The 11295-nt window shown below is 69.1% G+C and carries 11 protein-coding genes; 8 read left to right on the forward strand and 3 right to left on the reverse strand.

What is annotated here, in order from left to right; translation table 11 throughout:
- The coding region (locus tag V7D28_RS10075; protein ID WP_333587253.1) for a POTRA domain-containing protein at positions 1–713 on the reverse strand (713 nt) is incomplete at its 3' end.
- Positions 714–876: 163 nt separating this feature from the next.
- Here V7D28_RS10075 and V7D28_RS10080 point away from each other — a divergent pair.
- The 5 genes from V7D28_RS10080 (at position 877) to V7D28_RS10100 (ending at position 7301) form a co-directional block, all read left to right on the forward strand.
- Positions 877–2325: a FecR family protein gene (locus V7D28_RS10080; protein WP_333587254.1), complete on the forward strand. Its 1449-nt coding sequence runs from the start codon at positions 877–879 to the stop codon at positions 2323–2325.
- A gap of 3 nt (positions 2326–2328) precedes the next feature.
- Positions 2329–4689 carry an EAL domain-containing protein gene (locus V7D28_RS10085; protein ID WP_333587255.1) on the forward strand — a complete coding sequence of 787 codons (2361 nt, stop codon included), beginning with the start codon at positions 2329–2331 and terminating at the stop codon, positions 4687–4689.
- A 510-nt stretch (positions 4690–5199) separates the two neighbouring features.
- Positions 5200–5631 carry a helix-turn-helix domain-containing protein gene (locus V7D28_RS10090; protein ID WP_333587256.1) on the forward strand — a complete coding sequence of 144 codons (432 nt, stop codon included), beginning with the start codon at positions 5200–5202 and terminating at the stop codon, positions 5629–5631.
- Positions 5632–5663: 32 nt separating this feature from the next.
- Entirely contained in the window at positions 5664–6392 is a 729-nt protein-coding gene (locus V7D28_RS10095) for a helix-turn-helix transcriptional regulator (protein WP_333587257.1), read from the forward strand.
- Positions 6393–6500: 108 nt separating this feature from the next.
- Positions 6501–7301, forward strand: a complete 801-nt coding sequence (locus V7D28_RS10100; protein ID WP_333587258.1) for an acyl-homoserine-lactone synthase — start codon at positions 6501–6503, stop codon at positions 7299–7301.
- Between the two features lie 75 nt (positions 7302–7376).
- Here V7D28_RS10100 and V7D28_RS10105 read toward each other — a convergent pair whose 3' ends face one another.
- The gene (locus V7D28_RS10105) at positions 7377–7580 is read right to left on the reverse strand and encodes a cold-shock protein (protein WP_333587259.1); all 204 of its coding nucleotides are present in this window, start codon (positions 7578–7580) and stop codon (positions 7377–7379) included.
- A gap of 166 nt (positions 7581–7746) precedes the next feature.
- Positions 7747–8364, reverse strand: coding sequence for a TlpA family protein disulfide reductase (locus V7D28_RS10110; protein WP_333587260.1), 618 nt, complete (start codon positions 8362–8364; stop codon positions 7747–7749).
- Between V7D28_RS10110 and argH the strand changes: the two genes are divergently transcribed.
- The 3 genes from argH to lysA form a co-directional block, all read left to right on the forward strand.
- The gene (gene argH, locus V7D28_RS10115) at positions 8363–9808 is read left to right on the forward strand and encodes an argininosuccinate lyase (protein ID WP_442957924.1); all 1446 of its coding nucleotides are present in this window, start codon (positions 8363–8365) and stop codon (positions 9806–9808) included. The two genes, V7D28_RS10110 and argH, sit on opposite strands and share 2 nt — an antisense overlap.
- A complete protein-coding gene (locus V7D28_RS10120) occupies positions 9805–10092 on the forward strand; it encodes a hypothetical protein (RefSeq protein ID WP_333587261.1) in 288 nt (95 codons plus the stop codon). Before argH ends, V7D28_RS10120 begins: the two co-directional genes overlap by 4 nt.
- Positions 10089–11295 (forward strand): diaminopimelate decarboxylase (lysA, locus tag V7D28_RS10125; RefSeq protein WP_333587262.1); only part of this gene is annotated, 1207 nt, incomplete at its 3' end. The genes V7D28_RS10120 and lysA, both read left to right, overlap by 4 nt.

Raw genomic sequence — 11295 nt, forward strand, 5'->3', positions numbered from 1 at the left:
GCGGAGATCTGGTCGCCGGGACGGACCGCGCTGTTCAGGGCCCCGCGGGAATAGACCTGCCACGGCCCGGCCCGCTCGCCGCCCCGGTTGTCGCCATAGGCCTGCCCCTCGAAGCGGTCGAGCACTGTGGTGACCACCAGCCGGTGGCGGGCCGGATCGTCCAGGTCTGGCTCCACCTGGGCGCTGACCCGCACCCCCGGCAGGTCGTTGGCCAGGGCGAGGCGGCGGTCCAGGGTCGACAGCCGGAGGGGCCGATGCTCCACGATGTCCTGCAGCAGGCCGCCCACCGCCGGCACGGCCGCGCCGGCGAAGGTCAGATCGTCCACATAGCCTTCATAGACCTGGATTCGGGCCAGGCCCGCCGGATCGGTCTGCGGCGGCGCCACGGCGCGGGCCAGGAAGTAGCCGTCGGCGCGGTACTTGTCCGTGACGGCCTGGGCGATGGCGGCGAGCTCGCCCATCCCGACCTCGCGCGCCAGGAAATCCGCATAGAGAGGCGCCAGTTCGGTGCGGGAATAGACGCTGACCCCGTCGATCACCACGCCGTTGAGGGTGAATCGCTCCCGGGCGGGTTCGCGGGGGGAACCCGCCGCCAACCGCTCGGCCTCGGCCAGGGCGCGGTCGGCCGGACCACCCCCAAATCCCATGGCCGCCAAGGCCGCCGCGCCCAGCAGGATGGCGCCTGTCACGCGCAGATGGGGAAGGGTCGCCAATGGGAATCTCGAGCCGCAGCCTGGTTAACCAACCTTGCGGCTCAAGGTGAATAACCCCCTAACATCCTAAAAAGTCAGCACATTAGCGGTCAGTTAGGCAGGTTATGGGAGACTTCGCCCTGATCTAGGCGGCCAGAAGGCTGCCCAGCCTGAAAGGCGCCCTATGTCTCGTCGTTCCCCCACGCTGCTCCTTCTTGCGGCGACGACCTTCCTCTGCAGCGCCGGCGCGGCCCTGGCCGACTGGCGCCTGACCGAGGCCACCGGGGCGGTTCGCATCACCGTGCCGGGCCGCGATCCTGTCGCGGGAACCGCCAATATGATCGTTCCGCCGGGTTCGAACGTCACCACGGCGGCGGGCGGCCGGGCGGTGCTGACCGATGGTGGAAAGCGCATCGTCGTCGGTCCCAACAGCCGCATGACCGTGGCCGCCGGCGAGGCCGAAGGCATGACGCGGATCGTCCAGGATCTGGGCTCGATCCTCTTCCAGGTGGACAAGCAGGCCCGGCCGCACTTCCGCGTGGACACCTCCCTGCTGGCCGCCGTGGTCAAGGGGACGACGTTCACGGTCTCCATCTCGGCGGTGAGCGACACCGTGCACGTGGCCGAAGGCCTGGTGGCCGTCCAGGCCATGAACGGCGGCCTGCCCAGCGACATCCCTGCGGGCGTCACGGGGCAGGTGCTTCGCGATGCGCCCGATCAGGTCGGCGTGATCGCCCCCTCCCCGGTGGCCGCCGCGCCGAGCCCCGGCGTCAACCTGCCCAGCCTGGACTACAGCCAAGCCTCGGACGGGCTTGTGAGCGGCCCTGGCCCCTCGCCAATGGCCGCCCTGGCGAGCGGGGCCGCAGCGCCCGATGTGGATCGAGATTCCCCCGTCGCCGAGACCTCGTCTGTCGCCGCAGCGGTCACCCTCGCCCGGACCACCAACGCCGCGCCGACAGCGGTGGTGGAAGCCGCGGGCCCCGCAGCACCAGCAGCTGCGCCAAGCAATAACTTCGCTTCAGCCGCGCCGCCGCCTCAGGCAGCGGGAGGCAATCCCAATGCGGGGCCTGACAACAGCAACGCGGGGGGAAGCGGCGGCGGCGGGAGCGGCAGTCCCAACGCCGGACCGGGGAATAACAATGCCGGCGGCAATGGTGGAAGCGCGAGTGGCAACCCCAACGCCGGGGCTGGAAACGATAACGCCGGCGGCAACGGCGTAGCTGCGAGCGGCAATCCTAATGCTGGGCCTGGAAACAGCAATGCCGGCGGAAACAGCGGTAATGCGAACCTCGGTGTTGCTGTCGGCGGAGCGAACCTCAATGTGGGGCTGGGCTCGGGAGGAGCCGCCGGCGGGAACCCCAACACCGGGCCTGGAAACAGCAACGCCGGGGGAAACGGCGGTGACCTGAATGTCGGCGTCGCTGTCGGCGGTGGGAATCTCGATGTGGGGCTGGGCTTGGGTGGAGCGGTGAGCGGGAACCCCAATGCCGGACCAGGGAGCAACAACGCCGGCGGCAACGGCGGCGCGGCCAGCGGCAATCCCAACGCAGGGCCTGGAAACAACAGCGGCGGCGGGCGCGGGCTTGGCCTCGGCCTGACTCTCAACCTTCCGACTGGCCAAAGCGCCCTCTAGGCCGTGACGCTCGGGTCCCTCATCGGCACGGCCTGGATGAGGCGGTGGTGGCCCGCCGCGGCCATTCTGATGCTCATCGCCCTGGCCATGGCGTTGGGAACGCTCAAGCCGCTTGAGGACGCCCTGGCGAGCCAGCGTTTCCGGCTGGTGGAGCGGGCTCCGAGCCAGGAGATCGTCGTCGTCGAGATCGACGCCGCCAGCCTGCGGGCGGCGGGCCAGTGGCCGTGGACCCGCGAGCGCTACGCCCGCGCCGTCGCCCATCTGAACGCCGCCGGCGCCGAACAGATCGGCTTCGACGTGGATTTCAGCGCACGCTCCTACCCTGCGGCCGACGCCCAGTTCGCTCAGGCGATTTCAGACGCCCGGGCGGTGATCCTGCCAACCTTTGTCCAGCACTGGTCGCGGCATGATCCAGACTCGCCGCTGATCGAGAACCGTCCCATGGCGGACCTATCGGACAAGGCCCTGCTGGCCAGCGTGAATGTGCCGGTGGAATCCGATGGTCGCGTCTGGCGCTATCTCCGGGGCTTCGGCGCCGACGACGCCTACCGACCGACCATGGCCCACCTCATGGCCGGCGGCGCTCATGGCGCCGTCGAGCCCTTCCTGATCGATTACGGCATCCGGCCCCGCCAGGTTCCCCGTCTGAGCTTCCAGGAGGTCTATGAGGGGCGGTTCGACCCGGCCCTCGTGAAAGGCCGGACAGTGCTGATCGGCGCCACGGCCCTGGAGCTGGGAGACACCTTCGCCACGCCCCGCCACGGCATTCTCGCCGGCGTTCTGGTCCACGCCCTGGCGTTCGAGAGCCTGCGGCAGGGCCGGGCCCTCTATCCCATGCCCATCCTGATCACCCTGGCGCTCTGCATTTTCGTCGTGGTCCGCCTCCGCCCGGGTCGCCCAGGCGGGACCGGACGGACCGCCGCGCGTCATCTGGCCGGCCTGGTGCTGATCCTGGGCCTGCCGGTGGCGATCCAGACCCTGACCCCAATCCAGCCCTCCGTCGCCCCGCTTCTGCTCACGCAGATCCTCTGCCTGGCCTGGACCATGCAGGTGGAGCTTCAGCGGCGGGCGCGCGCCATCCAGAAGGCCCGCGAGGCCAGCCTGTTTCACCTGGCCATGCACGAGCCGGAGAGCGAGCTGCCCAACCGACGGGCCCTGCTGTCGGAGATCGGCAAGCTCAGGCAGGCGCAGGGCGGCGCCCGCGCGGTGGCGGCCATCGGGATCGACCGTTTTCCCGAGATGCGCGCGGCTGTGGGCTATGGCCTGGTGAACCACGTGGTGCGCGCCGTGGCCGCCCGTCTGTTGCGCGCCTGCCACGGCTCGCGCGTGGCCTACCTGTCCACCGGCGTGATCGGCCTGGTGGTGAGCCGGGGAGACGAAGAGGCCTTGCAGCGGGAGCTGTCGGCGCTGGCCGCCCTGGCCCCGGCCTACGAGGTCGAAGGCCATCTGGTGGACGCCTATCTGCGCCTGGGCGTGGCTTATGACACCGGCCTTGAAAGCGACGATGACCTGTTGGAGCACGCCGCCGCGGCCCTGGACGAGGCCCGGCGCAGCGACCGGCGCCTGCTGGCCTATGATCCGGCGAGCTTTCCCGACCCGCGCCTGACCCTGGCCCTGATGAGCGAAATGGAACGGGGGCTGGAAGCCGGCGAGCTCAGCCTTTTCTACCAGCCCAAGGCGGAGGCCACGACCGGCGCCATCTGCGGGGTGGAGGCGCTCATGCGGTGGCGCCATCCCGTTCGCGGTCCCATCTCGCCGGAGGTGTTCATCACCGCGGCGGAGGAAACCGGCGCCATCCGTAGCCTGACCGAATGGACGATTCGACAGGCCCTGGCCGACAGCGCCGCCTTCCGCCGGGCCGGCCATCGGCTTCTGGTCTCGATCAACGTCTCGGGCCGTCTTCTGGGCGACGCCGCCTTCCGGGAACGCGCCCTCGACCTTGTCCGGGGACGCGAGGGCGAAATCTGCTTCGAGATCACCGAGACCGCGGTCATCGAGAGCCCGCAGGCGGCGACGGCCTCCGTGGCGGCCTTCCGCGCGGCCGGGATCAAGATCTCCATTGACGACTACGGCGTGGGTCTTTCCTCGCTCTCCTATCTGAAGCTCCTTCGGGCCGACGAGCTGAAGCTCGACCGCAGCATCGCCGCGGAGGCGGAAAATCCCCGTGACCAGCTCATCGTGAAGTCCACCATTGAGCTGGCCCACGGCCTGGGCATGGAAGTGGTGGCCGAGGGCGTGGAGGACGAGCGCGCTCGCCGCCTCCTGGCCAGCCTGGGGTGCGACCTGATCCAGGGCTATCTGATCGCCCCGCCCCTCTCGGCCGACGGCCTCCTGGCCCTGCTGGAACGCCCGGCGGCCGCCTGACCCCCATTCCGCTCGCCTCCTGATGGCGCCCGGCCGGACCACAGCCGGAGCGGACTCGCATCGTCCCGAATGTTCTGCTTTTGTTCGATCCGGGAGGCGTTGCATGGACCCGATTTCCAATACCGATCGTTCGAATGGATGCAGCTCTAACATTTCAGCTCTGCAATGCGCTCACCGCGTGTACTGGGCCCAGTGCGAGGCCGAGCGATGCGGCGGGGTGTCGTCCGTCATCCTCTCCGGCCACGAGAATGAAGAGCTCCGTCCGGACCTGAGGCCAGCGCTGGAACGGCGTCTGCGTTGCATTTGCGGCGCAAGACGGGCGCGGCTGTTGGACGCACCACCGTCGGGTGCGTTCAAAAAGACGTTCATCTACTCATTTTGGTAGAACGATGGTCTTGCAACCATGGCGGCGCAAACGCTAGGCGGGTGGTGAGACATTTGGACAACTTCTCAAGACTGAAACATTGGCTAACCTGCCGATGTACGCCTTGAGCTCACCTGGAGACCGCCGTGGCCGATTTGAACGCCAAGACCCCCGACCCCATGGATATCGCCCTGGGCGCCGCCGTGCGGATTCGCCGCCGCACGATCGGCATGTCGCAGGAAGCCCTGGCTGAACAATGCGGCGTGAGCTTCCAGCAGATCCAAAAGTACGAGAACGGCGCGAACCGCATCTCTTTCTCGCGGCTGGTCCAGATCGCCCGCGCCCTGCGCTGCCGCGTCACCGACCTTCTCGACGTGCTCGATACGCCGGAAGAAGAACCGAGCGTCGACCTGGACCTGCTGTCGCGGATGCGTACGCCGGGCGCGCTGGAGTTGCTTACCGCCTTCGAACAGCTCTCGCCTGAGGCCCGCGCCTCGCTGGTGACCTTCATGCGGGCCCTGACCCCGGGCGTAAGCGTCGCTCAACCCCAGGTGACGAAGGTCGCTGAACCGGCTTAACTGCGGGCCGCTCCCTGAAGTGGCCGCATCCCATGAGTTCGATCGAAGCCAGGAGCTGGGCCTTCCTGTCAGAGGCGCCGGCTCACCGCGATATCGAGACGCTGGAGGCGCACTTCCGGCGGACCCTCGCGGCGTTCGGTTTTGATCGGTACTGCTGCACCCGTCTGCGCGGCCTTGAGGCTCACGAGGCTCCCACGGTGGTCTCCCGCCACGGCTTCGAGCCCTGGGATCGCCGCTATTGGCGCGAGCGCTATATCGAGCAGGATCCCTGCGCGACCTGGATCGCCGACAGCCGGACAGGCTTCACCTGGACCGATGTCCGCGAAGCCGCCCCCGTCGCCACGGCCCAGGCCATGTGGTCCGAGGCCGCCGCCGAGGGCATGTCCAACGCCTTCGTAGTTCAGATGCCCGGCCCCCTGGGGGAGAAGATCATCCTGCGGATGACCAGTCCCTCCAGCCGCCTTTCGCCGCAGCACCGTCCCTTGCTGGAGGGGGTGGGCGTGGTCTTTGCGACCCTGGCCGTGCGGCTGCGCGAGCTGGCGGGGGACAGGCCAGGTCCCGGAACGCTGACGCGGCGCGAAGGCCAGTGTCTGGCCTGGGCGGCCAAGGGCAAGTCCGACTGGGAGATCGGAGCCATCCTGGACATCTCCCCCAAGACCGTGAACCACCATGTGGAGGCCGCCAAGCGCAAGCTGGACTGCCCGACCCGGATCCAGGCGGTCACGGCGGCCCTGGCCTGCGGCCTGCTGCCGAAGGTCTGAGCGTCCCGCCGTTCAGCACGTGTCCGACGACCTAGGGTGATCACCCCATAACGCGCGCCCGCACGCTGGCGCAGCATTCCGGCAGATGTCCTGTCCGGAGCTGTCCCAGTGATCCACGTCGTCACCCTGAAGAACCGCCACCTCTACACCGCTCAACTCGCCGAGATGCATGAGCTGCGCCGCATCCACTTCGTGGAGGAGAACGGCTGGAGCGATCTCAAGGTGGTCGATGGCGGCGAGGTCGATCAGTTCGACGATGAGCGGGCCGTCTATCTGCTGGGTCTGGACGACCAGAACCGCATCGAGGTGGGCCTGCGGGTGCGGCCCACCGATGACGGCTGCATTCTGACCGACAGCTTCCCGCATCTGGTGGCGCCCGGGTCGCCGGAGCTGCGCGGAGGCGAAGCCTGGGAGATGAGCCGCATCTTCTCCACCTACGCCTATCGCCGCAATCGCCGGGGAGGCCGGCGGGTGGGCGAGTGTTTCCTGGCCGCCATGGAGGTCGCCCACGCCCATGGGGCCCGGCGCCTTGTGGGCATGGTGGACATGCAGCTCTATCCCCTGGCCTCCAACATCGCCTGGGACCTGCGTCTGACCGGTCTGCCGGCGCCCTACGCCTTCGGCGTCATGGCCGGCGTCTATGCTCCCGTGGACGAGCGGGTGCTGGCGCAGATGCGCGAGAGTTTCGCGCGGCGGGGGCCTGCGGGCTATGAGATCGAGGCCGAGGACCTGACGCTGTGCGGCGATCTGGCCGGGGTGGCCCGCATGTTTGATCGCGCCTGCGGCCCCGCGGCCGTGCCGCCCCCTCCGACCATGGACGCCCTGGAGACTCCCGGCGTGATCGCCGAGGCCGCCGCCCTCTACGCCTATTTCGACGGCCGCCGGGCGGAGCGCAGACTGGGGGCCTGAAAACGCCAGACCAGCCACGAAAAAGGGCGCGCCGGTGAACCCGCCGCGCCCTCAATTCTTGCAGAAACCGAAGCCTTAGATGGTCTTCAGATCCACGGCCGCCGTCTTGCCGCGCTCTTCGCGCAGCTGATAGCTGACCTTGTCGCCTTCGTTGAGGGCGTTGAGCCCGGCGCGCTCCACGGCCGAGATGTGCACGAAGACATCCTTGCCGCCGTCATCCGGTTGGATGAAGCCGTAACCCTTGGTCGTATTGAACCACTTGACCGTACCTGAGGCCATAATCTGTCGTCTCCCGACTAGCTGACGAAACGTGACGCCCGGCGGGAACCGGCCGTCCGTCAACAATCTCAGTCCTCGGGAAACGCAGCGAAGGTCGGCCCAAATCTCGGATTGTCGCGCGCGCAAGGTGCGCCGGGGGCGGCAAGGTGGTCAATTCAAAAAGCGGCTATCCCTCGGCCAGCACGTGATCGACGATGGCCTTGGCGTCTGCGCCGCCCCAGTCGGCGCCCCCCGAAAGGCGGCCGCGCTCCAGCCCGTCACGGCCATAGATCACCGTGGTCGGCATACCCGGCGCCGGGGGCACGAGATCGAAGGCGAGCTTCATATTGCGGTCGGAATAGAAGGCCAGGGGCGCGTGCTGGGCGATGAAGGCGCGGGCCTTGTCCATGTCGGCCTCGCGATCGACGCTGACCACCAGCACCCGCACGGGCTGGCCCTCATAGTCGGCGGCGAGCTTGGCCAGGGTCGGCATCTCGGCCACGCAGGGGGGGCACCAGGTGGCCCAGAGATTCAACACCACCACCTCGCCGCGGAAGTCCGCCAGACGCACCGGCTGACCGTCCGGATCATAGATGGTGGTCACCGGAGCAGGCCGGGGCTCGCCAGCCGCCTTGAAGGCCGCCATCTCGCCGCGGGCGACGCCATTGAGGCCATTGCTGCGATCAGGATTGGAGGAGGCCTGAACGATGATATAGACCACCGCCCCGACGCCGAAGGCGGCGACGCCCCACATGACCCACCGAAACAGCCCTTTTCCGGGCCTGGCCGCTGACTCACCGCTCATGACCGATCACGCCTCCAAAGCATCGCAAGACACCGCCCATATGGACGCCGCGTCCGGCTCCGGCCAGGGGCAAGCCATGTGGGGCGGGCGATTTTCCACCAAGCCCGCCGAGCTGATGCAGGCCATCAACGTCTCCATCGGGTTCGACAAGCGCCTGTGGCGGCAGGACCTGGCGGGATCGCGGGCCCATGCCGCCATGCTGCGCAACCAGAAGATCATCTCAGGCGACGACGCCGCGGCCATACTGGGCGGCCTGGACGAGATCGCCCGGGAGATCGAGGCCGGCGACTTTCCGTTCCGCGACGAATTCGAAGACATCCACATGAACGTGGAGGCTCGCCTGCGCGAGCTGATCGGCCCGGCGGCGGGGCGGCTGCACACGGCAAGGTCGCGCAACGACCAGGTGGCGCTGGACTTCCGCATGTGGGTCCGCGAGGCCTGCGAGCGCGCTACCGGCCAGCTCCAGGCCCTGCAGAGGGCGCTGCTGGCCCAGGCCGAGGCCCATGCCGAGACCCTGATGCCGGGCTTCACCCACCTGCAGCCGGCCCAGCCCGTGACCTTCGGCCATCACCTGATGGCCTATGTGGAAATGTTCGGCCGCGACGCCAGCCGGTTCGCCGATGCGCGGGCGCGGATGAACGAATGCCCCCTGGGGGCGGCGGCCCTGGCGGGATCGCCCTTCCCCATCGACCGCCACGCCACGGCCGCCGCGCTGGGATTCGCCCGCCCCACCGCCAACTCCCTGGACAGCGTCTCCTCGCGGGACTTCGCGCTGGAGGCCCTGGCGGCGGGCGCCATCTGCGCCACCCATCTGTCGCGCCTGGCCGAAGAGATCGTCATCTGGATGACGCCCCAATTCGGCTTCATCCGGCTGTCGGACGCCTTCACCACCGGCTCGTCCATCATGCCCCAGAAGAAGAACCCCGACGCCGCCGAGCTGGTGCGGGCCAAGGCCGGGCGCATGATGGCCGCCTTCACCCAGCTGGCCGTGGTGATGAAGGGGCTGCCGCTGGCCTATTCCAAGGACATGCAGGAGGACAAGGTCCCGACCTTCGAGGCCTTCGACGTGCTGGACCTGTCCATCGGCGCCATGGCCGGCATGGTCGGCGACCTGACGCCTGATCCCGACCGCATGGCCGCCGCCGCCGGCGCCGGCTTCTCCACGGCCACCGACCTCGCCGACTGGCTGGTGCGCACCCTCGACATGCCGTTCCGCGACGCCCACCACGTCACCGGCGCGGCGGTGAAGCGGGCCGAGCAACTGGACTGCGGACTGGCCGATCTTCCCCTGGAAGAGCTGAAGGCCCTGGACCCGCGGATCGAGGCCGGCGTTTATGACGTGCTGACCCCGGCCGCTTCGGCGGCCAGTCGCAAGAGCTATGGCGGGACCGCCCCTGACCAGGTCCGCGCCCAGATCGCCCGCTGGAAGGACGCCCTGTCATGACCGCCCGCCTGCCCCTCATCCTGGCGCTCGCCGCCCTCAGCCTCACCGCCTGCGGCCGCGCCGGCGGCCTGGAGCGCCCGCCGCCGCTGTGGGGCGACCCCGCCACCGGCGAAGTGGTCGTGCCCCGATCCTCGCCCAGCCGGCCTGTGGATACGGTGGACCCCAGGACCCGCTCGACCAATCCCGCGCCGTCCCGCACCCTGCCCATCGACGGCACCTCGCCCAGCCCCACCTCGTCGGGTCCCCAGGGCGCCCTGCCTGATCCCTACGCCAATCCGCGATGAACCATTTCGAACTGCGGGAGGGGCAGCTCTTCTGCGAAGACGTCCCCCTGGCCGACATCGCCCGCGCCGTCGGCACGCCGGTCTATGTCTATTCCACCGCCACCCTCGAGCGGCACTATACGGTGCTGCGCGAGGCCCTGACCGGCGCCGGCGTGAACACCCCCCTCATCGCCTTTGCGGTGAAGGCCAACTCCAATGTGGCGGTGCTGAAGACCCTGGCCCGGCTGGGCGCCGGGGCCGACACGGTCTCTGAGGGCGAGATCCGCCGCGCTCTGGCCGCCGGCGTCCCGCCCGAGCGGATCGTCTTTTCCGGCGTCGGCAAGACCACCGCCGAGATCGCCTTCGCCCTGCAGGCCGGCGTCTGCGAGATCAACGTGGAATCCGAGCCGGAAATGGCCGCCGTGGCCAGGGTGGCGCAGGGCCTGGGCCAGCGCGCGACCATCGCCTTCCGGGTCAATCCCGATGTGGCGGCCGGCGGCCACGCCAAGATCGCCACCGGCAAGTCGGAGAACAAGTTCGGCGTCTCCTTCGCCGAGGCCGAGCGGCTCTACGCCATGGCCTCCAACAACGCCTGGCTGAAGCCCGTGGGCGTGGCCTGCCACATCGGCAGCCAGATCACCGACCTGACCCCCATGGCCGAGGCCTTCGGGAAGATGGCCGGCCTGGTCCGCCGCCTGCGCGGCGAGGGCCTGCATGTGGAGCGCCTGGACCTGGGGGGCGGGCTGGGCGTGCCCTATTTCAATCAGCCCGAGCCGCCCTCCCCGGCCGATTACGCCCAGGTGGTGGCCCAGGCCACGCAAGGGCTGGACGTGCAACTGGCCTTTGAGCCCGGCCGCGTGATCGCGGCCAATGCCGGCGTCCTGCTGGCCCAGGTGGTGCACATCCATGAACGGCCCGAGGGCCGCCGGTTCCTGGTGCTGGACGCGGCCATGAACGACCTGCTGCGCCCGGCCATGTATGACGCCTATCACGACATCCGCGCGGTGCGGCCGCGGGAGGGCCAGGCCCGGCCTTATGACGTGGTGGGTCCGGTCTGCGAGACCGGGGACACCTTCACCCGGGACCGCGACCTGCCGCCCTTCGAGGCCTCCGACCTTGTGGCCTTCATGAGCGCCGGCGCCTATGGCGCCTCCATGGCCAGCGAATACAACAGCCGTCCCCTGGTCCCGGAGGTCCTGGTCCGCGGTTCCGACTACGCTGTTG

Origin of the sequence: Phenylobacterium sp., from assembly GCF_036723115.1 — a bacterium.
Classification (GTDB): domain Bacteria; phylum Pseudomonadota; class Alphaproteobacteria; order Caulobacterales; family Caulobacteraceae; genus Phenylobacterium.

Excerpts from the sequence above, each read along its gene's own strand:
- V7D28_RS10080 (WP_333587254.1), top strand. The coding sequence starts at position 877 with ATGTCTCGTCGTTCCCCCACGCTGCTCCTTCTTGCGGCGACGACCTTC.
- V7D28_RS10095 (WP_333587257.1), top strand. The coding sequence starts at position 5,664 with ATGAGTTCGATCGAAGCCAGGAGCTGGGCCTTCCTGTCAGAGGCGCCG.
- V7D28_RS10105 (WP_333587259.1), bottom strand. The coding sequence starts at position 7,580 with ATGGCCTCAGGTACGGTCAAGTGGTTCAATACGACCAAGGGTTACGGC.
- argH (WP_442957924.1), top strand. The coding sequence starts at position 8,363 with ATGACCGATCACGCCTCCAAAGCATCGCAAGACACCGCCCATATGGAC.
- V7D28_RS10110 (WP_333587260.1), bottom strand. The coding sequence starts at position 8,364 with ATGAGCGGTGAGTCAGCGGCCAGGCCCGGAAAAGGGCTGTTTCGGTGG.
- V7D28_RS10120 (WP_333587261.1), top strand. The coding sequence starts at position 9,805 with ATGACCGCCCGCCTGCCCCTCATCCTGGCGCTCGCCGCCCTCAGCCTC.